This window comes from Streptomyces sp. NPDC025833 (assembly GCF_055558055.1).
The window spans coordinates 232,395-253,161 of the sequence record NZ_JBVHNF010000011.1; the positions used below are offsets into that span (position 1 = coordinate 232,395).

Annotated in this window: 15 protein-coding genes; 9 read left to right on the forward strand and 6 right to left on the reverse strand. The window is 75.1% G+C overall.

Annotated elements, in window-relative coordinates:
- Positions 1 to 15: 15 nt before the first annotated feature.
- The 6 genes from ACZ4K2_RS21345 (at position 16) to ACZ4K2_RS21370 (ending at position 7,908) form a co-directional block, all read left to right on the forward strand.
- Positions 16 to 1,053 carry an AraC-like ligand-binding domain-containing protein gene (locus ACZ4K2_RS21345; RefSeq protein WP_467475544.1) on the forward strand — a complete coding sequence of 346 codons (1,038 nt, stop codon included), beginning with the start codon at positions 16 to 18 and terminating at the stop codon, positions 1,051 to 1,053.
- Between the two features lie 158 nt (positions 1,054 to 1,211).
- Entirely contained in the window at positions 1,212 to 3,962 is a 2,751-nt protein-coding gene (locus ACZ4K2_RS21350) for a helix-turn-helix transcriptional regulator (RefSeq protein ID WP_467475545.1), read from the forward strand.
- An 86-nt stretch (positions 3,963 to 4,048) separates the two neighbouring features.
- On the forward strand, positions 4,049 to 4,789 hold the full coding sequence (locus ACZ4K2_RS21355) for an alpha/beta fold hydrolase (protein ID WP_467475546.1): 741 nt from the start codon (positions 4,049 to 4,051) through the stop codon (positions 4,787 to 4,789).
- A gap of 125 nt (positions 4,790 to 4,914) precedes the next feature.
- Positions 4,915 to 6,153: a sugar ABC transporter substrate-binding protein gene (locus ACZ4K2_RS21360; RefSeq protein WP_467475547.1), complete on the forward strand. Its 1,239-nt coding sequence runs from the start codon at positions 4,915 to 4,917 to the stop codon at positions 6,151 to 6,153.
- Complete coding sequence (locus ACZ4K2_RS21365; RefSeq protein ID WP_467475548.1) at positions 6,125 to 7,081, forward strand: carbohydrate ABC transporter permease; 957 nt, start codon at positions 6,125 to 6,127, stop codon at positions 7,079 to 7,081. Before ACZ4K2_RS21360 ends, ACZ4K2_RS21365 begins: the two co-directional genes overlap by 29 nt.
- Positions 7,082 to 7,155: 74 nt before the next feature.
- On the forward strand, positions 7,156 to 7,908 hold the full coding sequence (locus tag ACZ4K2_RS21370; protein WP_467475636.1) for a carbohydrate ABC transporter permease: 753 nt from the start codon (positions 7,156 to 7,158) through the stop codon (positions 7,906 to 7,908).
- Between the two features lie 46 nt (positions 7,909 to 7,954).
- Here ACZ4K2_RS21370 and ACZ4K2_RS21375 read toward each other — a convergent pair whose 3' ends face one another.
- Positions 7,955 to 8,824, reverse strand: coding sequence for a 4Fe-4S domain-containing protein (locus ACZ4K2_RS21375; protein WP_467475549.1), 870 nt, complete (start codon positions 8,822 to 8,824; stop codon positions 7,955 to 7,957).
- A gap of 317 nt (positions 8,825 to 9,141) precedes the next feature.
- Here ACZ4K2_RS21375 and ACZ4K2_RS21380 point away from each other — a divergent pair, with 317 nt between their 5' ends.
- Positions 9,142 to 10,263, forward strand: coding sequence for a protein kinase domain-containing protein (locus ACZ4K2_RS21380; protein WP_467475550.1), 1,122 nt, complete (start codon positions 9,142 to 9,144; stop codon positions 10,261 to 10,263).
- 154 nt (positions 10,264 to 10,417) lie between these two features.
- On the opposite strand, the gene ACZ4K2_RS21385 is transcribed toward ACZ4K2_RS21380, so the two are convergent.
- Positions 10,418 to 11,725 carry an MFS transporter gene (locus tag ACZ4K2_RS21385; protein ID WP_467475637.1) on the reverse strand — a complete coding sequence of 436 codons (1,308 nt, stop codon included), beginning with the start codon at positions 11,723 to 11,725 and terminating at the stop codon, positions 10,418 to 10,420.
- Between the two features lie 426 nt (positions 11,726 to 12,151).
- On the opposite strand from ACZ4K2_RS21385, the gene ACZ4K2_RS21390 reads away from it, so the two are divergent.
- Complete coding sequence (locus ACZ4K2_RS21390; RefSeq protein WP_467475551.1) at positions 12,152 to 13,126, forward strand: helix-turn-helix domain-containing protein; 975 nt, start codon at positions 12,152 to 12,154, stop codon at positions 13,124 to 13,126.
- 171 nt (positions 13,127 to 13,297) lie between these two features.
- Here the strand turns inward: ACZ4K2_RS21390 and ACZ4K2_RS21395 are convergent, their stop codons facing one another.
- From ACZ4K2_RS21395 to ACZ4K2_RS21410, 4 genes are all read right to left on the reverse strand, one after another.
- A complete protein-coding gene (locus tag ACZ4K2_RS21395) occupies positions 13,298 to 14,737 on the reverse strand; it encodes an MFS transporter (protein ID WP_467475552.1) in 1,440 nt (479 codons plus the stop codon).
- Between the two features lie 106 nt (positions 14,738 to 14,843).
- The gene (locus ACZ4K2_RS21400) at positions 14,844 to 15,566 is read right to left on the reverse strand and encodes an FAD binding domain-containing protein (protein WP_467475553.1); all 723 of its coding nucleotides are present in this window, start codon (positions 15,564 to 15,566) and stop codon (positions 14,844 to 14,846) included.
- 199 nt (positions 15,567 to 15,765) lie between these two features.
- Positions 15,766 to 16,554, reverse strand: a complete 789-nt coding sequence (locus ACZ4K2_RS21405; RefSeq protein ID WP_467475554.1) for a YwqG family protein — start codon at positions 16,552 to 16,554, stop codon at positions 15,766 to 15,768.
- A gap of 257 nt (positions 16,555 to 16,811) precedes the next feature.
- The gene (locus ACZ4K2_RS21410; protein ID WP_467475555.1) at positions 16,812 to 18,998 is read right to left on the reverse strand and encodes an MMPL family transporter; all 2,187 of its coding nucleotides are present in this window, start codon (positions 18,996 to 18,998) and stop codon (positions 16,812 to 16,814) included.
- A gap of 625 nt (positions 18,999 to 19,623) precedes the next feature.
- Here ACZ4K2_RS21410 and ACZ4K2_RS21415 point away from each other — a divergent pair.
- On the forward strand, positions 19,624 to 20,736 hold the full coding sequence (locus ACZ4K2_RS21415; protein ID WP_467475638.1) for an MFS transporter: 1,113 nt from the start codon (positions 19,624 to 19,626) through the stop codon (positions 20,734 to 20,736).
- Positions 20,737 to 20,767: the final 31 nt, after the last annotated feature.

Below are 20,767 nucleotides of genomic sequence, written 5' to 3' on the forward strand. Positions count from 1 at the left end.
AAGGGCGGAGATCGTATGTCGCCGGGTCCATCCACGCTCACCCCGGGGTCTTCGGGCACCCTCCACACCACGGACGCGGTGCCCGCGGACCGCAGACGGGCCTACTGGCGCGAGGCCCTGTCCCGCACGTTCGGCGCCGTCGACATGAGCGTGCCCGACGAGATCGGCAGCGGCACCATCCGCACGTCGGTGCTGGGCCCCATGCGGGTCGTCATGGTGGAGGGCGACCCGCTGCGGGCCGTGCGCACCCGCGCGAACGGCGGCGAGGGCGACCACGTGGTCGTGAAGCTGCTGAGCCGGGGCGCCGGCCGCATCGAGCAGGACGGCCGGGACTCGGCCGTGCGGCCGGGCCAGCTCTTCGTCTACGACACGGCGCGCCCCGTGCGGCTGACCCTGCCCGAGTCCTTCCGGACGAAGTCGCTCGTCCTGCCCCGCCGGCTGCTGGGCCTGGGCGAGGCGGACCTGCGGCGGATCACCGCCTCTCCGCTCGGCACCGAGTCGGCGCTCGGCGGGCTGCTGACCCCGTTCCTGTCCCGGCTCGTGGACACGGCGGGCACGTACCCGCAGCGCACGGCGGAGCTGGTCGCCCGCAACGTCGTGGACCTGGTGCAGACGCTGGCCGAGGAGCGGCTGGGCCGCGGCGCCGAGGACACGCCGAGCGCCGCGCGGACCACGCTGGTGCGGATCCGGGCGTACATCGACCAGCAGCTCGCGAACCCGGACCTGAGCCCGGAGGCCATCGCCCGGGCCCACCACATCTCCGTGCGCTACCTGCACAAGCTGTTCGCGCTGGAGGACATCACCGTCAGCCGGTGGATACAGCAGCGCCGGCTGGAGCAGTGCCGGCGCGACCTGGCCCGCCGGGAGCCGGCCGGGGCGACGATCGCCGCGGTGGCGCACCGCTGGGGCTTCACCAGCGCCTCCCACTTCAGCCGGGTGTTCCGGGCCGCCTACGGCGTCTCCCCCGCCGAGTGGCGCAACTCCGCCCTGCACGAGGCCCGTTCGTCGTCCTCCCCGTCCTCCCCCGGCTCCCGTCTGTGGCCGGTGCCGTAGGGCCCGGCAGCCGAGGTCGGCCGCCGGGGCGTTCGCAGGTACCCTGAGCTGCCGTTTTTGTCACGGTGGACCCCCGCGCGGCGAGGGCACGGGCATATACGGACAGGCACGATCAGGCACGGACGGGTGCGAACAGACACGGACAGGTACGGGCAGAGATGACCGAGGTGGCGGGGACAGGGGAAGCGCTGTCCCGGCACGGTCTGCGCGGCCGGGAGGCCGAACTCGACGCACTGCGGAACCTGATCGCCTCGGTGGCCGGCAGCGGCAGCGGCGCGCTCGCGCTGCTCCGCGGGGAGCCGGGCATCGGCAAGACGACCCTGCTCACCGAGGCGGTCGCCCGGGCCGAGGCGGCGGGCTTCTCCGTCGGCCTCGGCAAGGCCGACGAGCTGCACCACCTCGTGCCGCTCTCGTCGCTGGCGACCTGCGTCCTGCACGGCGAGCGGCCACTGCTGACCGGCGACGCGTTCGCCGATCTCGCCCGCCGTCACGACCAGCGGATCTGGCTGGTCGAACGGCTGGCGGAGGCGATCGAGGAGCGCGCCGGCAGCGCGGCCGTGCTGATCGCCCTGGACGACGCGCAGTGGGCCGACCCGCTGAGCAGGTTCGCCCTCCAGCAGTTGCCGAAGCGCCTGCGGACCTCCCCGGTGCTGTGGCTGCTGACGAGTCGGCGCGGCGCCGACGAGCCGGCCGAGGACATCCTGCCCGCCGTCGCGGGTGAGCTGCCGGTGCACACGGTGTCCCTGGGCCCGCTGTCCGGCGCGGCCATCGGCCAGCTCGCGGGCGACACCCTGGGCGCCGGCGTCGACGAGCGGGTGCGCGGTCTGCTCGACGGCGCGGGCGGGAACCCGTTCCTGGCGGTCGAGATGCTCACCGGGCTGCGCGGCGCCGGCGCCTTCGACGATCCCGTGCCGCCCGGGCTCGTGCTGGGGGTGCGCGGCAGGCTCAGGTCGCTGCGGCCCGAGACGCTGCGCTTCCTGCAGATGGGAGCGGTGCTCGGGCGGAGCTTCGGCTTCCACGACGCCGCCGCGCTCTGCGGCAGCCCGTCCGTGGCCCTGCTCCCGGCCCTGGAGGAGGCGGTGGGCGCGGGCCTGCTGGACGACGACGGCGACCGGCTCGTGTTCCGGCACGACCTGCTGCGCCAGGCGGTGTACGTGGACATCCCGCCCTCGGCCCGCAAGGCGCTGCACCGGGAGGCCGCGGGCCTGCTGGTCGTGGCCGGCCACCAGCCGATCGACGTGGTCTCGCACCTGCTGCGGGGCGCCCGGCCCGGGGACGACGAGGCGGTGACCCTGCTCCGGCGGGCCGCCGACGACGTCCTGCCGGTCACCCCGGGCCTCGCGGCGGACCTGGCGACGCGCGCGCTGGAGCTGGTGCCGACCGCGCGGCCGCTCTGGTTCGACGTGGGTGAGCAGGCGGTGGTCTGCCTGACCCGGGCCGGCCGGAACCGGGAGGCGCTGTCGACCGGGGACCGGCTGCTGGAGTGCCGGCCGCGCCTGGAGACGTTCGGCCGGCTGCACGCGGCGCTCGGCCCGGCGCTGTGGAACATGGACCTCGCCGACGAGCTCGGCCGCCGGACCGGGACGGCGCTCGCGGTCGGCGGCGCCGCCCCTGACGTCGGGGCACGGCTGGCGGCGCTGCGCGCCCTGGCCCTGTCCCGGGGGCGCGACCTGGCCCCGGCCCGCGAGGCGGGCGAGGAGGCGCTGCGCGCCGCCGTCGCCGTCGGGGACCGCCAGGCGCACGTCGGCGCGCTGTCCGCGCTCGGCGAGATCGCGCTGAACGCCGGTGAGACCGCCGCCGCGCTGGAACGTTTCACCGCACTCCGGGCCGTCGACTCCGCCTACGTCCCGGAAGAGATCGTGGCGTACCAGCACGTGGACGACTTCGAGACGGCCGGGCGGCTGCTGGCGCGGGCGGCGGAGGACTCCGGCGGGCTCCGCGAGGCGATGCTGCTGTGGGCGCAGGGGCAGCAGCACCTGGCGCTGGGCCGGCTCGACGACGCCGACGCCGACTTCGTGACGATGGAGCGCTTGGAGGACGACGTGCGGGTGCCCGTCCAGCAGGTGAACGCGCGCGTGATCCGGTCCCGGATCGCGCTGCTGCGCGGCGACCGGGAGGCCGCGCGGCAGCACCTCGCGGCGGCGCGGGAGCGGCTGGCGGCGAAACCGAACCCGGGCAACACGGCCGCGGTGCGCTTCCTGGAGGCGGTCCACGCGGACGCCGACGGGGACCCGCCGCTGGCCGTCGAGCGGATCCACCGGGTCCAGGAGGAGGGTCCGTTCCTGCGCTGGCGGCTGCTGCGCACCTGGGTCGGCGCCGCGGTCCGGGCGGCGCTGCGCGGCGGGGACCGCGCTCTCGCCGAGGACCTGGCGGCGCAGGCCGAGGCCCACGCCGCGCGCAATCCGGCGGTGCCGACGGCCGCGGGGGTCGCCGCGCACGCCCGCGGGCTGGCCGCGGCCGACGTCGTCCTGCTGGAACGCGCGGACGCCCTGCTCCGGCGGGGACCGCGCCCGCTGGTGCGCGCGGCGGCCCGCGCGGACCTGGGGCGGGCGCTGCTGGCGGCGGGCCGCGAACACGAGGCGGTGGCCGCGCTGACCGGGGCCGGTACCGCGTTCGCGGCGGCGGGCGCGGACGCCGCCGCGGCCCGCGTGCAGCGGGCCCTGCCGGGCGCCGGGGACCGCCGGGCGCCCGGCGGGCGGCGCCCGGTCCAGGGCTGGGCGGCGCTCACGGCCTCGGAGAAGAAGGTCGCCCGGCTCGTCGCCGACGGCCACACCAACCGGGCGGCCGCGGAAGCGCTCGTCGTCTCCCCGCACACCGTCAACACGCACCTGACGTCCGCCTTCCGCAAGCTGTCCGTCAACTCCCGGGTCCAGCTCGCCAACCTGGTCAGGAGCCTGCCCGGCGACTGAGCGGGCCGGACCTGGTACGTTCACGCGATGCCCGCCGGCCCCGGGTGCGCTTGGCTGGGAGCCCCACCCAGCCGGAGGTCGCCCCCGTGCCCGGACCCGTCCCCGTACCGCCGACCGTCGTGCTCGTGCACGGGGCGTTCTCCGACGCCTCGGCGTGGACGGGGGTGATCCGGCACCTGCACGCCGCCGGACTGGCGGTGCGCGCCCCGGCGAATCCGCTGCGCGGCCTGGCGCACGACGCGGCCTACCTGCGCGGCGTCGTCCGGCAGATCGGGCGGCCGGTCGTGCTGGTCGGCCACGGCTACGGCGGCGCGGTCGTCACGGAGGCCGCCACCGACGCCGACGACGTGGTGGCCCTGTGCTACGTGGCGGCCTTCGCGCTCGACGCCGGGGAGAGCGTCCTGGACGTCACCGGCCGCTTCTCCCCCACGCCCGCCTGGAACGCGACCCGCAGCGCCGCCGTGCCCGCGCTCACCGCCGCCGCCCCCGGCAGCGAGCTGTACCTGTGCGGCACGCGCTTCCGGCAGGTGTACGCCGCCGACCTGCCGCCCCGCGTCACGCGCGTGCTGTCGGTGACGCAGCGGCCGATCGCCCGCGCCGCGCTGTCCGCCGGATCGGGCGCGCCGGCCTGGGCCGGCAAGCCGTCCTGGTACGCCATCGCCGCCGACGACCGGATGCTCAGCCCGGTCGCCCAGCGCTTCATGGCCCAGCGGATGGCGGCCGACGCGTACGTGCTGGAGGGTTCGCACGCCGTGCCCCGCTCCCGGCCCGGCGCCGTGGCCGCGGTGATCCTGGAGGCGGCGGGCGGGAGGGCGGCGACCTGCTGATCCAGTAGACGGTTGAATGCGGTAGCATCCCGCTCGGATCGGAACATTCCGGTACGGACCGTCTCGCCCCGCCGCCCGGGACCGGCGCTCCGCCCACACCCCCACACGCTCGGGAAGGCACCCCCATGTTCTCAGCGGCCGGGCGCACCGCGCGGCGCGTCGGCGCCCTGTGCGCGACGCTCGCCCTGGTCCTGGCCGTCGCCGGATGCGGTGGCCGGCCGGGCGACGACACGGTGACCTCCGTCACCGCGCTCGACTACTACACCGACGCCACCGAGCACGCCCAGTGGGGAAGGCTGCTCACGGCCTGCGGGAAGCGGGCCGGCGTCACCGTCGAGCAGCGGAGCGTGCCGGCGTCGGCGCTCGTGCCGACGGTGCTGCGGCAGGCCTCCTCGCGCACCCTCCCCGATCTGCTGATGCTGGACAACGCCGATCTCCAGCGGATCGCGCAGACCGGCGCGCTGACACCGCTGGACCGCTACGGCATCGGCTCCCGGGGCGTCGCCGACGCCATCCTGTCGGCGGGCACCTACCAGGGCAAGGTGTACGGGCTGGCGCCCACGGTCAACACGGTCGCCCTCTTCTACAACAAGGACATGCTCGCCGAGGCGGGCGTCGCCGTACCGCGGACCTGGGACGAGCTGCGGACGGCCGCGGCCCGGTTGACCCGGCCGGGACGCCACGGCATCGCTCTGGACGCCAACGCCACCTTCGAGGCGGCCTGGCAGTTCCTGCCCTTCCTGTGGTCCAACGGCGGGGACGAACGGCACCTGGACACCCCGCAGGCCGCGCAGGCGCTGCGGCTGTGGACGGACCTGGCCGCGGACGGGTCCCTGTCGAGGTCGGCGCTGAACTGGACCCAGGTCGACGTCCACGACCAGTTCGTCGCGGGCAGGGCGGCCATGATGGTCAACGGCCCCTGGCGGATCGCCGCGATGAACAAGACGGAGGGACTGCACTGGGGCGTGGCCCCGCTCCCCGTGCGCCGGCCGGGGCAGACCCTCGTCACCCCGCTCGGCGGTGAGGTGTGGACGGTCCCGCACGGCCCCTCCGGGGCCCGGCAGGCGGCGGCCGCCCGGGTGCTGGCCTGCCTGAACGATTCCTCGTCCCAGCTCGCCCTGGCCCGGCAGTACTTCACGGTGCCCTCGCGTCCCGCGGTGGCCGCCCGGTACGCCCGGCAGGTCCCCTCGATGGCCGCCTTCGTCGAGAGCGTCGAGCGCTCCCGGGCCCGCACCGACCGGCTCGGGACCCGGTGGCCGCAGGCGGCGACCGCGCTCTACACCGCGGTCCAGGCCGCGCTGACCGGCGAGCGGACACCGGAGGAAGCGCTCGGGGATGCGCAGCGTACCGCGACCGACTCCTGACCCCGCCGTCCCCCGGCCGGACGGGGCGCACGGCGCGCGCCGGGCCGCCCGCCGCGAGCGGGTCACCGGGTGGCTGTTCCTCCTGCCCGCCACCGCCTATCTGCTGCTGTTCTTCGGCTGGCCCCTCGTCATGAACGTCGTGACGAGCTTCCGGCACTACTCCGCCGCGACGTATCCCACCGGTGCCGCGCCGTTCGCGGGGCTGGCCAACTACACGAGCGTCCTCTCCTCGGACGGGTTCCGGCAGGCCCTGCTGACCACGGTCCTGTTCACCGCCGGGTCGCTGTGCGGCCAGTTCGTGCCCGGACTGGCCATCGCGCTGTTCTTCCGGCGCGGCTTCCCGCTCGGCGGTGTGCTGCGCTCGCTCCTCCTGCTGCCGTGGCTGCTGCCCCTCGTGGTCTCCGGAACGGTCTGGAAGCGGATGCTGGAGCCCGAGTCGGGGGTGGTCGACCGCGTGCTGCGCGAGCTGCACCTGGTGTCCTCCGGCGTCCCGTGGCTGACCGGCACCACCCAGGCGCTCGTGTCGGTGATCCTGGTCAACGTCTGGGTGGGGATACCCTTCAACACCGCGCTCCTGTACGGCGGGCTCCAGGACATCCCGGTGCACCTGTACGAGGCGGCGAAGCTGGACGGCGCCGGTCCGGTGGCGGCCTTCCGCCATGTCACCTGGCCGCTGCTGCGGCCGGTGGCCGCGGTCGTGCTGGTCCTGGGCGCCGTCTACACCGTCAAGTCCCTCGACCTCGTCCTGGTGCTGACGGGCGGCGGACCGGCCGGCGCCACCGAGACCCTGGCCACGCGGTCGTACGAGCTGTCCTTCCAGCAGTTCGAGTTCGGCCGGGGCGCCGCCACGGGCAACGTCCTCGTCGTCCTCTCGCTCGTCTTCGCCCTGATCCACCTGCGCGTCCACCGCCGCGCCCCGAACGCCTGAAGGCCGGTTCCGTGACCCTCATATCCGTACGGCGAGTGGCGGCCACGCTCGCGGCGACGGCCCTGCTCGCGCTCATGCTGTTCCCGGTGTACTGGATGGTGAACCTCTCGCTGCAACCGGCGGGCGACGCCCTGCGGGCGGACTGGTTCCCGCGCCACCCGGACCTCACCGGGTACGCCACCGCCCTGCGCGACCAGGGTCCCAGCCTCGCCACCAGCCTCGTGGTGGCCCTCGGCAGCGCGCTGCTGAGCCTCGCGCTCGCCACGCCCGCGGCCTACGCGCTGGCCCGGTTCCGCCCGCGGGGCGGCACGGCCGTGGTCCTCGCCGTCCTGGTCACCCAGGCGGTGCCGGGCATCGTCGTGGCCGACGCGCTGTACGGCGCCTACGCCGACCTGGGGCTGCTCAACTCCCGCCTCGGGCTCGTCCTCGCCGACTCGACCGCGGGGGTGCCCTTCGCGATCCTCGTGCTGTCCGCGTTCATGCGGGGCGTCCCGCGCGAGATCGTCGAGGCCGCACGGGTGGACGGCGCCGGGCCGGTGCGCGTCCTGTGGTCGGTGGTGCTGCCGGTGAGCCGCAACGCGCTCGTCACCACCGGGCTCTTCGCCTTCCTCTTCGCCTGGAGCGACTTCCTCTTCGCCCTCACCCTGAACACCACGGACGCGGTCCGGCCGGTCACCGTCGGCATCTACCAGTACATCGGCGCGCACACCGACCGGTGGAACGCCGTCATGGCCACCTCCGTGCTGGCGTCCGTCCCGGCCGCGGTGCTCCTCGTCGCCGCCCAGCGGTACGTCGCCGCCGGGGCCACCGGCGGCGCCCTCAAGTGACCCCGCGCGACCGTGCCACCCACCCGGCCCCGCCGCCCCCACCCCCTCACCAGCGGACGGCCGTGAAGTCGATCGGCCGCGGGCGCAGCCGGCGCGCGCGGTCCGCGAGGCCGCGCAGCCGCCGGGACATCTCGTCGGCCGGCAGGCGGCGCCGGTCCCCGTGGCCCGGCAGCACCCACTCGAACCGCAGCCGTCCCGCGGCCCGGGCCAGGGAGTCGGCCAGTTCCCCGATGGAGTACCAGGTGACGCTCTCGACGACCTCCAGGTCACCGGTCGTACGCGACCAGTAGAAGCTGTCGCCGGTGAAGCAGTGGCGGTCGTCGGCCAGGCACAGGACGCTGCCCCGGGTGTGCCCGGGGAACGGGTGCACGGTGACGCCCTCGGCGATCTCCAGCGGTTCGCGGCCGCGGATCACCTCGTCCGCGTCCGGCGCGGCGTCGAGGTCGCCCTCGTGGATCCACAGCCGGGCGCCGAAGTGGTCGGCGTAGCGGCGGCCGTGCGCGGCGTGGTCGCGGTGGGTGAGCAGCACATCGGTGACGGGCCCCGACGCCGTGCAGCGCGCCGCCAGTTCACGGCTCCAGCGAGGCGTGTCGATCATGATGCGGGTGCCGGACGGCCGCAGCAGCAGGTAGGAGTTGGCGCCCGCGGTGTGCGTCGAGTTGTGCCCGCAGATCAGCACCCGGTCGTCGAGGGCCAGCGGGAACGGGTCGAGTGCCCGGTCCACGCTGCCGGTCGCGGGCCGGATCGAGCGGGTGGGGCAGGCGAAGACCGCGGCGTGCAGCCGCCGGTTCTCCGCCTCGTCGGCCGGCGGGCGCAGGATCCGCGACCTCCCGTTCTCCTCGCCGATCAGCTCGGGGGCGAACTGCCGCGCCGCGTCGCAGTTCGTGCAGCGGTCGTCCACGTACCAGCCGTCCACGGCCGGACTCCTTCCACGGGTGGTGTGCGGCCCCGGTGGCGGCCGCCCTCCCAGAGGTATCCCCCGGCTCGCGGCGATGGTAGGCCGCGGCGGCCTTGTGTTTGCGCCACCCGGGCGCTCTCCGCTCCCGCGGACCGGTTCCGCGTGCGCCCGGAGCATCCGCCCGGCGGCGGCCGGGGTGCCGTGGTCCTCGCGGGGCCGGTGCGGCCGCTCGCCGGTGACCGGGCACGGGACCTCGTCACCGTGTTGATCGCCGCCGCGGCCGATCGGCACAATGACCCGTGCCACGACGGAGGTGACGACCGCAAGGAGGGACCGTGCGAGCGGGAGACCACCTCGCCGGGAGATACCGGTTGGACGCACGGCTCGGCCACGGCGGCATGGGCGAGGTGTGGCAGGCGTACGACGTCCGGCTCGGCCGCGCGGTCGCGCTGAAGCTGCTGCTGGACTTCGACGCCCGGGACGAGGCGCTCCGGCGCTTCTGGCGCGAGGCGCACATCGGCGCGCGGCTCCAGCATCCGGGGATCACCGTGGTGTACGACGTCGGGCACCACGACAACCGCCTGTTCATCGTCATGGAGTTGCTCCGCGGCACCGACCTCGCGGAACTGCTGGCCCGTGCGCCGCGCGGCCTCGCCGTGTCGCAGGCCGTCGGGCTCGCGCGGCAGGCCGCCGACGCGCTGGCCGCCGCGCATGCCCAGGGGGTGGTGCACCGCGACCTCAAGCCGGACAACCTCTTCCTGCTGACGGACGGCCGGCTGAAGATCTGCGACTTCGGGATCGCCCGCGCCGCGGGCGCCACCCGCGGCCTGACGGTCACCGGCCGGCTGATCGGCAGTCCGCGCTACATGGCGCCCGAGCACTGGCGCGGCGAGGACGTCGACGCGCGGTGCGACCTGTACGCGCTCGGCTGTGTGCTGTACGCCCTGGTGGCGGGGGCGCCGCCCTTCCCCGACACCGAGATGTGGGTGCTGATGCGGCGGCACCTGGAAGAGGTGCCGCCGCGCCTGCGCTCGGTACGGCCCGACGTTCCGGTGGACCTCGACCGGCTGGTCGCCGCCCTGCTGGCCAAGGACCCCGCGGACCGGCCCGGCATCGGCGAGGTGCTCGCCCTCCTCCGGCCCGCGGATCCCGGCAGGAGGTCCCCCACCCTGCTCGACTCACCCGGCCCGGCTGCGCCCGGCGGGACCGTGGTGGTGCTTCCCGCACTCGGTGCCGGTGTCACCCAGGGGACGATCACCCGGTGGCTCAAGCAGGTCGGCCAGCTCGTCCGGGAGGGCGAACCCTTGCTGGAGGCCGCCACGGACAAGGTCGACGCGGAGATCCCCGCACCCGCCACCGGCATCCTGACCTCCATCACCGCCGCCGAGGACCAGATCGTGGACATAGGTGCGCCCATCGCCACCATCTCCCCCACGCACCCGGCGCACCGCCGCTGAGCGGGGCGTCGCGGTCCTTGCGCCGTCCCGCCGACGAGGTCGGCCGACGCGCCCGGCCGGGGCCGCCCTCCGGCCCCGCGCCGGACCGAGGGGGCCCGCCCGGTCGGCACCGGCCCCGCTCCGGTCCGGCGGTCCCGGCAGCGCCGCGGGGTCGTCAGTCGCGCGGCAGCAGGAAGCGGGTGAGGGCGGCGGTCACCAGCAGGACGACGGCGACGGCGAGGAGTCCGAGGCGCATGCCCGGGAGCGAGAAGCCGTCACCGCCGCCGGCCAGCAGGCTTCCGAACAGGGCGACGGCGAACGCCCCGCCGGTCTGCCGCAGGGCGTTGAGCAGCCCCGACGCCGTCCCCACGCGCTCCGCCGGAACGGCGTCCATCAGCAGCGCGGTCAACGCCGGGACCGCGAGCGCCCCGCCGGTGCTCAGCGGCAGCAGCAGGACCAGCACCAGCCACACCGGGGTGTGCGCGGTCAGCGGCAGCAGGGCCACCATCGCCCCGGCGAAGACCAACTGCCCGACGACGATGACCCATCGGGGCCCGATCCGCTCCGCCAGCCGGGGCGAGACCAGGTTGGTCGCCGTCACCACCACCGACATCGGCACGAACATCAGTCCCGCCTCGATCCCCGACATCCCGCGCAACTGCTGGTAGTACAGGCCGAGGAGGAAGATCCCGCCGTAGAAGGCGGCGTTGACGGCGAAGCCCACGGCGAGCGGGACGGCCACCCGGCGGTCCGTCAGCATCCCGAACGGAACCATCGGCCGGGCCTGCCGGGCCTCGACCACGCGGAAGACGCAGCCGGAGGCGACGGCGAGCGCGCCGGCGGCCAGCACGGGGACCGAGGTCCAGCCCAGCCGGCCCCCCTCGATCACCGCGAACGCCAGTCCCGCCAGGGCCAGTACGGCGGTGAGCTGACCAGCCGCGTCCAGCGCGGCGGGCCGGCGCGGCGAGCGCGGCACCCGCAGCAGCAGGGTGAGGATCACCGCGCCCACCGGGAGGTTCAGCAGGAAGACCGACCGCCAGCCGGCCGCGTCGGTGAGCAGCCCGCCCAGCACCGGGCCCGCGGCCATCGCGACCGAGCCGCCGACCGTCCACAGCGCGATCGCGCGGGCCCGGGCCCGGGCGTCCGCGTAGGCCTGGCGGACCAGCGCCAGCGAGGCCGGCATCACGACGGCGGCCGCGGCACCCTGCGCCACCCGTGCCGCGATCAGGACGCCGATGCCGGGCGCGACCGCGCAGGCGAGGGAGGCCAGGGTGAACAGGGCGACGCCCCAGGCGTAGGCGCGGCGGGCGCCGGCCCGGTCGGCCAGGGCGCCGGCGGACAGCACCAGCGCCGCGAACATCAGGGTGTAGGCGTCCACCACCCACTGCAGGCCGGTCATGCCGCCGCTCAGGGAGTCGCGGATCGCGGGCAGCGCGATGTTCACGGCCGAGACGTCGATGGTGATCACCGTGAACCCCAGCAGCGCGGCGACGAGTTCGACTCCCCTGCGCGGGGACGCCCCGGGTCTGGTCGCGGGCCGGGCGGCCGGTCGCGTCCCGTCCGGGTGCCGCGGCCTCGGAGCCGGCTGTCGCGGCGGACGCTTCGCCGTCCCGGGGCGGTGCCCGCCGTCGGGTGCGGCAGGGGGCGGCGGGACGGGACGACGCGTGGTCGGCATGGTCGACTCCCTTGCGCGGTAGGTGGAGACGGTGTCGGTGGCGGGCGGCCGCGGCGGTGCCGGGCCGCGGTCCGGTGTCTCGCACCCCCTGGGTCCCGGTCTCCGGGCCGCCCGCTCCGGGACAACTCTCCATCGGGGGACGGCCGTCCGGCAGACCGCGTCGTTCCCCGGGTGCGGCGTTCCAGGCCCTGACACACCCCCTCAGGCGGGTCGTCCGGCTGTCACAATGTCCGGATGGCAGCAGCAGAGGGGCGCGGCACCGAACTCGGCAGGTATCTCAAGGCCCGCAGGGCGCAGGTGCGCCCGCAGGACGTGGGCCTTCCCGCCGGCGCGGGGCTGCGCCGCACCCCCGGGCTGCGCCGGGAGGAGCTGGCCGCGCTGGCCGGGGTGAGCGTCGACTACTACATCCGTCTGGAGCGCGGACGGGAGACCAATCCCTCGCCCGCCGTCGTGGACGCCCTCGGCCGTGCCCTGCGCCTGCGCGGCGACGGCTACGAGCGCCTGCACGAACTGGCCGAACTGGCCTCCGGCCGGGTCTCGGAGCTGCCGGCCTGCGCCGACCGGACCGTGCGGGACTCGGTCCTGCGGATGCTGGAGTCGGTGCGCCCGCTGCCCGCCTACGTGGCCAGCCGCCACAACCGCGTCCTGGCCGCCAACCCCCCGGGCCGGCGACTGCTGCCGGGTCTGTGGGACTGGCCGGAGGAGCAGCGCAGTCTCACCCGGTACCTCTTCCTCCACCCGGTGGGCCGGACGCTGTACGAGCCGTGGGAGGAGACGGTCACCCACTCGGTGGCACATCTGCGCGCGATCGCGGGCGCCGACCCGGACGACCCCGAGCTGACCGCGCTGGTCGGTGAACTGCTCGTGAAGTCACCGGACTTCGCACGCATCTGGGAGCGGTACGAGGTGTGCGAGCGCGGTGGCGGGCAGAAGTGCTTCCGCCATCCGGGCGTCGGCCCGATGACCCTGACGTACGAGGTGATGCGCCTGGCCCGGACCGGGGGCCAGCGGCTGGTGGTCTACCAGGCGGCTCCCGGCAGCCCGGACGAGCAGGCCCTGCTCCGGCTCGACCCCGCGCCCTCCCCGCGTGCACCGGCCTCGCCCGCGGACCGCCCGGAACCGGTCGCCGCCCCGCCCGTCCCGAACCCCGCTCCCCTGCCGCCGTATCCCTCCCGCGGCCAGGTCCCCTCCCCCGCACCGCTCGCCTGAGGCCACCCGGCAGCCGGAGCCGCCGCCGGGCCCGTAGCCACGACGGCACGGGTACGGCCGACCCGCGAGCGCGGGGGGCGGGAGCGTCACCGGCGGGCGTCTTCCGGCAGGGCGCGGGCACCAGCCCGTGGCGCGCGGGCGTCTTCCGGCAGGCACGCGCGGGTGCCGCGCTCAGCGCGTCCGGGCCGCCGGGGCGGTGCTGGAGGGGGTCTCTTCGCCACCGCGCGGCTTCGGCCGTACGGCACCGGCCAGGAGGAGGACGACGAGCCCGCAGGCGGCGACCAGCATCCAGCCGGGACGGGAGGCGTGCGCGAGCCCCGCCGGGTCCTCGCCGGCGACCAGGCCGCCGGCGAGGACGATGCCGAGGGCGGCGCCGAACTGGCGCGCGGTGGACGTGATCGCGCCCGCGACACCGGCCCGGGCGGCCGGCAGCCCGCTGACCGCGATGTTGGTGATGGGCGCGTTGGCGAAGCCGAAGCCGGTCCCGATGAGCAGGTAGGCGAACAGGAGCAGGTGAATGCTCGTGTGCCGGTCGAGTCCGACCAGGCACAGCCCGCCGGCGGTGAGGAAGCCGCCCGCCAGGAGCAGCGGCGGCCGGGGCCCCACGCGGCCGACCAGGTGGCCGGACCACGGCGCGCAGACGGTCGCCGCGACCGCCATGGGAAGGGTCGCGGTCCCGGCGGCGAGCGGGGTGAACCCCCGGGTGTGCTGGAGGTAGAGGGTGTTGAGCAGCAGCGTCGCGTTCAGGGCGACGAACACGGCGACGGCGCCCAGCACCGCGCCGCTGAACACGGGCCCCCGGAAGAGCCGGGGATCCACCAGCGGCTCCTCCCGGCGGACCTCCGCCCACACGAAACCCGCGGTCGCCGCGGCGGCCACGGCGTAGGCGGTCAGCGCGGCCGGCGTCGTCCAGCCGATGCGCGGCCCCTCGATGAGGACACCGACCCAGACCGCGATCGTCACGGTCAGCAGGAGCTGCCCCGGCACATCGAGCCGTCGCGCCTTCGGGGCCCGGGACTCCGGCACGAAGACCGCGGTGAGCACCAGGGCCGCCACCACCACCGGGACGTTGATCCAGAACAGCGACCGCCAGCCGAGACCGGCGACGAGGGCGCCGCCGGTGACCGGCCCCGCCGCCATGCTGAGGCCGAACACCGAGGCCCAGACGCCGATCGCCCGGGCCCGTTCCCGCGGGTCGGGCGTCGCGTTCACCACGATCGCCAGGGCCACGGGACTCAGCATGGAGGCGCCGATCCCCTGCACCGCGCGGGCGGCGACCAGCGTGCCCACCGTGGGGGCCAGTGCGCAGGCCAGCGAGGCGACGCCGAACACGGCCAGCCCGGATAGGAACACCCGGCGCCGCCCGAACCGGTCCGCCAGCGCCCCGGAGGAGATGAGCAGGCCGGCCAGGACGACGGTGTAGGCGTCCACGGTCCATTCGAGACTGCGGGTGCCGACGTCCAGACCGCGTCCGATGGCGGGCAGGCCGACGTTGACGACGGTGGTGTCGAGGCCGACCAGGAACATGCTCAGACAGCAGACGGCCAGCACCGTCCGGCGTCTGCGTCCGCTCAGCACGGGCTGGGCAGGGGGAATCGTCGTCACGGCCATCGTCCGCCTTTCGGTACCGGGGTCGTACCGGGTCAGGCTCGGCCACGAGGACCGGTTCCGACCAGCGTCTTTGCCGGGACGGCAAACAAGGGGCGCCGCCGGGCGCTCAGTTGGCCCGACTGCGCTCCAACAGGCGCCTCACGTGCGGCCGTACGACCTCCCACGCGGTGGCGGGCAGGTCTCCCACGGCAGTGGCGCGCAGGGCGTCGAGGGTCTCGTCGGCGTCACCGCCCCGGAGGACGCTGCCGTCGAGCACGTCGTACCCGTCCCGGACGGCGACGCGCAGGCGGTCCGGGCCCCCGTCCCCGGGGTGCAGGGCCGAGGCCACGACGAGGGGCGGGCGGCCGCCCGGCTCGGCGGGCAGCTTGCGGTAGGCCGAGGCGATCGGCGTGCGCCAGCGCAGGCCGAGCAGCAGGGGGCGTTTGGCGACCACCTCGGCCAGGTCCGTCTCGCGGACGCCGTCGGGTTCCAGGACGGTGGCCCGCGCGTCCAGGACGAGGGCGGGGGGCAGCAGGCAACGCAGCGTGCTGCCCACGATGTTGCCGCCGACCGTCGCCGTGCGCCGCACCGCTCCGGTGCCCACCGTGGCGGCGGCCAGCCGGAGGACGTCCGGAACCCGCTCGTCGATCCGGTGCAGGACGACGGCGCCGCCGAGGGCCTCCCGGCCCACGGCGTTGGCCTGCGGCAACTCGCGCAGCGACACCGCGAGCCCGGGGAAGCCGTCGCGCTGCCACGTCGCCCAGACGAGCGTCGCCCCGCCTATGGGCACGGCCCCGTCGGCGAGGGACTCCTGGGCTTCCGGCACGGTTGTGGGCAGACGCAACAGCACGGCGGCCGACCTGCCTTCCTGGGGTTCGGGACGAAGGGCGGACGGCGCCCGGTCGCCTGCCCGCCGACAGCGCAGTCTCGCCGTGCGGCCGGGGGCGCGTCCAGGGCTCACACGGGCATGCGGCGCGCGCTCGGCGGCCCCGCCGTCGCCGCGCGGAGGCCCCCGCGTCCCCGGTCGGCGATCGCCGGGCCGCCCCCGGTCAGTGCAGGTCCGCCTGGAAGGCGTGGCGGGGGTCGGCGGGGCACGTGAAGACGCGCAGTTCGCCGTACCGCCCGACGATCACACCCGTCTCGGCGTCGCTCGCCACGGTGAACAGCAGTGTCATGGCGGTTCCGCACGCATCGCAGGGGAACACGGCGGGGTGGCTCAGGTGCCAGGTCGGCCAGCCGCCCAGTTTCCAGCCCCCGATCCGGGTGACGGCGTCGCCGCCGTCACCGGTCCGGCGCACCAGGTCTTCCAGTCCGGACCGGAGCGGCGGGGGCAGTTCCTCGCGGTAGGGGAAGTCGGTCACACGCTCGGCGGTGAGGAGGCACGCCCGGGGCAGGTATCCGTCCTCCCCGAAGCGCGAGGGCGCGGGCGGGGCCGCCGGCCCGTCGCGCACGTCGGCGGCCCGGCGCCACCGGATCTCCAGCACCGGGCTGATGTCGGCCTGCGGGGCCGGCGGGTCCCAGTGCTCGTTCGGGCACCAGAGGATCTGCAACAGGTCGGCGTCGGCGGGCCACCACGGCCCCGGCACGTCATGCCGGTACAACTGGGCGACCGGCACCATGGCCGTTGCGGGCATCCCGTCGGGGCTGTCGGCGTCGGGCAGGGAGCACTCGGGCCAGGGCTCGTCGCCGGGCCAGAGCGGCGGGCCGCCGATCGAACTGTCCCCGGTCCCGGGCTCCCCGCGCTCGGGGTGCAGGACGACCGCTTCGCGCGCGTACGGCGCGAGACCGGGCAGCGCGTCGAGTACCGCTCCGGTGGACGGTCTGGGGGTGCGGCTCATGGTGCCTCCGGTCGGCCGGGAAGTGGATCACCGGGAGGGTACAGAACCGCTGTGACGGTGGTGGGATGCCGGCGGGCCGGTGGTGACCGGTGGGGGCCCGCGACGGCCGCGCGAGGACCGCGCGAGGACCGTGGAAACGGAGGAGTCCTGCCGGACCTCGCGGCCCGGCAGGACTCCTCCGTCACATCGGCTGCCGCCGGTCGCGGCCCTCAACCAGCGGCTGCGACCGGCGCTTTCACCACAGGTTCACCACAGGACTAGCCGCGGCGCCCGGCGGGATCGTGGACGGTGTCCCGCTCCGCGTCGGTGCGCGGGTCCCCGGTGCCCGTGGCCCCGGCGCCGGCGACCGCCGGCTCCGCCCGGTCCCCGTGGCCCGGCCACCAGGCGGCGTGGCCGATCAGGGCCGTGAGGCTCGGGGTGAAGAACATCGCCATGACGAACGCGGCCACCGCGATGCCGAAGGAGACCGCGAAGCCCATCTCCGTGAGCAGCGCGTTGCCCGCCAGCATCATCGTGGCGAAGGTCGCCGCCAGGATGAAGCCCGCGGCGGCCACGGTCGGACCGGCGTGCCGCAGCGCCATGCCGGCCGCCTCGCGCGGATCGCGGCCCTCGCGTGCCTCCTCGCGCAGCCGGGCGATCATGAGGATGTTGTAGTCGGTGCCGATGGCGACCACGAAGAGGTACATGATCACCGGCAGCATGAACATCAGACCCGGGTGCCCCTGGCCGTCCTGGAAGATCCACACGGTGGCACCCAGCGTGGCGCCGAAGCCGAGGCCCACGGAGGCCATGAGGTACCAGGGGGCGACCACACTGCGCAGCAGCAGTCCCAGGATGACCATGATCAGGACGGCGGCGACGGGGAAGACCGTCTTGTAGTCGTGATTGACCGCCGCGTTGATGTCCTTGAAGATCGAGGACATGCCGCCGACGAGCGCCTCGGTGCCGTCCGGTGCCTGCGCGTGCGCGACGTCGCGGACCCGCCCCACGGCGTCGAGCGCCTTGTCCGTCGACGCCTCGTACTTGAGTGTGACGGTGAAGTCCGCGGTGGTGCCCTGCTCGTTCACCTGGCTCATGCGCGCGTCGGCGACGCCGTCCACCGCGCCGAGCTTGCGCGCGTACGCGTCGAACGCGGACTTGTCCAGCGGCTTGCCGTCGACGCTGGACAGGTAGACGTCGGTGGGTGCCGCGGCGCCCGCCGAGTACGCCTTCTGCATCTCGTCCTGGACGACCATGGACTCCTTGGTCTTGGGCATGGAGCCGGACGCCAGGTCGAAGGTGGCCTTGTAGCCGAACGTGCCGACGGACAGGGCGAGCAGGATGAGGCCCGAGACCACGGCGGTCAGTGCCGGGCGGCGCTGGACACCCCGGCCGAGGGCGGCGAACCGCGCGTTCTGCGGCTCCCGCTGCCAGGACTTCGAGGGCCAGAAGACCTTCGGGCCGATGAGCGAGACCACGGCGGGGATCAGGGTGAGGCCCGCGACCAGGGTGGCGGCGACCGCGATGGCCAGCGCCGGGCCCATCTGCTTCAGGAAGCCCAGCGTGGAGAGCACCAGGGCCAGGAACGCGATGATGACGGCACCGGCTGCGGAGGCGATCGCCTCACCGACCCGGCCGACCGCGTTGATCATGGCTTCCTTGGGTTCGTCCCCCGCGCGCAGGCTTTCGCGATATCGGAAGATGAGGAAGAGGAAGTAGTCCGTGCCCACGCCGAAGAGCACGACGATCAGGATCGACGAGATCGAGCTGTTGGCCTGGAGGTCGAACAGCTTGGTGGCGTAGGCGATCAGGCCGTTGGCGACGGCGGAGACCAGGCCGATCAGCACCAGGGGCAGGATGGCCAGGAGCGGCGCCCGGAAGATGATGAGCAGCGTCACCAGGATGATGCCGAAGGTGCCGATACCGATCAGCGCCTCGCCGCGCTTGGACGAATCCTGCTGGTCGAGGGCCTGCGCGGCGGAACCGCCGAGCTTGACGTCGAGTTGCGTCCCCTTGGCCAGCAGTTTGGCCTGGTCACGCAACTCCTTGGCCGCGTCCGCCTGTTCGGGCTGGCCGGCCTTCTTGCTGTCCATCTGTACCAAGGTCATGGTGTACCGGCCGTCCTTGGACGGCTGGCCGGGGACGACCTTCTGCACCTGGTCGATGTGCTTCTTGCCCAGTTCGGAGGTGATCCGGGCGACGTCCTTCTGGTCCGCGGCGGTGAGTTTGCCGCCGTCGGTGCGCTGGTAGAGCGCTATCGCGGACGGGGTGAAAGCGCTGGGGAACGCCTTCTGTTGGACCTCCGCCGCTTTGATGGACTCGTAACTCTTGGGTAGGAAACTGCTTTCGTCACTGTTCGAGGGCAGGCCGGGCGCGGTGGCGACAATCGCCACCGCCGCGATCAGCCACGCCACGATCGTCCAGATGGGATGACGGACGACGGCGCTGCCTATTCGTCGGAACATGCGGAGGGTCCTCCTGGGAAGGAAGATCACCGCAGCCCGGGGAGCGGTCCCTGGCATCGGCGACCCCGACCAGCCCTCAACCAACGGGCTGGTCGCATGGTTGTCTTGGCCTCACATCCTAGTGATACCGGCCATGTGATCTCTCCTCGGTTGTTCCCGGTGCGAGTCGCGCCCGCGCATCCGCCCGATGCCCCGGTCCAGCGCGGGCCGGCGGGCCGGGCCGGCCTGAACCGGCGTCAGACGGGGCCGGGTGCCCCGTCGTCGCACCCCGGCACGCGAGACCGGTGGTTGCGACGGCGCGGTGCGCGTCGGCCCGGTGTCCGGAGGACGTGGTGCGCGTCGGCGGCCGGAGACACCGGCGGTGGGCGTGCCGGGCACGGGGCGGTCGCGGGGCCAGTGGTCGAATTCGGTTGCGGCGGGCCGGTGTGGCGGGTGAGGTGGGCACGTGGACGGTGCCCTGCGACGGGTCCGACGGGCCGGGACGGAACGGGGGCGGGGGGCGGGGACGGAACGGGGGCGGACGACCGGGACGGAACAGGCGTGGGAGGCCGGGGTGGTGCGGGTGCCGCGCGGGGAGGCGGTGCGTCCGGGCGCCCGGCACGGGCCGGCCGTGCTCGCGGCCCTCATGCTGGGCGCCTTCACCTTCAACACCGTGGAGAACCTCCCGATCGGGCTCCTGGGGATCGTCTCCGGCAGCCTCCGGGTGTCGCTGTCGACGGCCGGTCTGCTGGTCACCGCCTACGGTGTGACCGTCGCCGTGGCCTCGCTGCCGCTCACGCACGCCGTGCGGGCGGTACCCCGCCGCCATGTGCTCGCCGGGGTGCTGGCCGCGCTCGTCGTGTCGAGCGTGGCGGCGGCGCTCGCGCCCTCGTACGGCGTGCTCCTCGCGTCCCGGCTGCTGACCGCGCTCGCCCAGGCGCTGTTCTGGGCCGTGATGGGGCCGGTCGCCGTGGGCCTGTTCGGACCCGCGGTCCGCGGACGGGTGGTCGGGGCGCTGTCCGTCGCCGGATCGCTCGCCCTCGTGCTCGGCGTCCCGGCCGGGACCTGGCTGGGCCGGCAGAGCGGGTGGCGGCTGCCCTTCGCCCTGCCGGCCGCGCTCGGGCTGCTCTCGCTCGTGACGGTCGCCGTCCTGCTGCCGACCTCGCGGCCGGAGGAGGAGCCGGCTGCCCGCGGGACCGCGCCCGACGCCCGCAGGTTCCGGACCGTGCTGGCGGCCGGGTGCCTCTCCGCCACCGGGGCGTTCGCGGGATACACCTACGTCGTGGCCTTCCTGGGTGACGTGAGCGGGTTCTCCCCGGGCGCGACCGGCCTCCTGCTCGCCGTGTTCGGTGTCGCGTGCCTGGCCGGGGTGGGTGTCACCGCCGTGCTGCTCGACCGGTTCCCGCGGGCCGCGCTGACCGCCGCCGTGGCCGTGCAGGGAGTCGGCATGCTCGGCCTGTGCACGGCGGGCGCCCATCAGGTGGCGGCGGTGGTGTTCCTGGTGCTGACGGGCGGTGCGCTCGGGCCGGTGTTCATGACCGCGCAGAACGCGATGCTGCACTGCGCACCGGCCCGTACGGACGCCGCCCTCGCGGCGAACTCCGGTGCCTACAACGCCGGTATCGCGGCGGGCGCCGCACTCGGGGCACTGCTCCTGCCGCACGTCGGCGCACGCGGCGTCTTCCTCGCCGGCGGACTGCTGACCACCGGGGCGTGCGCGGTACTGCTCAGCGCTCGTGCCCGTACGGGGGTTCGCTGACCGACCGCGCCCGGACGGCAACGACCGGGCG

What these genes read in the sequence shown, in the direction of transcription:
- ACZ4K2_RS21345 (WP_467475544.1), top strand. Translation starts at nt 16, where the DNA reads ATGTCGCCGGGTCCATCCACGCTCACCCCGGGGTCTTCGGGCACCCTC.
- ACZ4K2_RS21350 (WP_467475545.1), top strand. Translation starts at nt 1,212, where the DNA reads ATGACCGAGGTGGCGGGGACAGGGGAAGCGCTGTCCCGGCACGGTCTG.
- ACZ4K2_RS21360 (WP_467475547.1), top strand. Translation starts at nt 4,915, where the DNA reads ATGTTCTCAGCGGCCGGGCGCACCGCGCGGCGCGTCGGCGCCCTGTGC.
- ACZ4K2_RS21365 (WP_467475548.1), top strand. Translation starts at nt 6,125, where the DNA reads ATGCGCAGCGTACCGCGACCGACTCCTGACCCCGCCGTCCCCCGGCCG.
- ACZ4K2_RS21370 (WP_467475636.1), top strand. Translation starts at nt 7,156, where the DNA reads ATGCTGTTCCCGGTGTACTGGATGGTGAACCTCTCGCTGCAACCGGCG.
- ACZ4K2_RS21390 (WP_467475551.1), top strand. Translation starts at nt 12,152, where the DNA reads ATGGCAGCAGCAGAGGGGCGCGGCACCGAACTCGGCAGGTATCTCAAG.
- ACZ4K2_RS21395 (WP_467475552.1), bottom strand. Translation starts at nt 14,737, where the DNA reads ATGGCCGTGACGACGATTCCCCCTGCCCAGCCCGTGCTGAGCGGACGC.
- ACZ4K2_RS21405 (WP_467475554.1), bottom strand. Translation starts at nt 16,554, where the DNA reads ATGAGCCGCACCCCCAGACCGTCCACCGGAGCGGTACTCGACGCGCTG.
- ACZ4K2_RS21410 (WP_467475555.1), bottom strand. Translation starts at nt 18,998, where the DNA reads ATGTTCCGACGAATAGGCAGCGCCGTCGTCCGTCATCCCATCTGGACG.
- ACZ4K2_RS21415 (WP_467475638.1), top strand. Translation starts at nt 19,624, where the DNA reads ATGCTGGGCGCCTTCACCTTCAACACCGTGGAGAACCTCCCGATCGGG.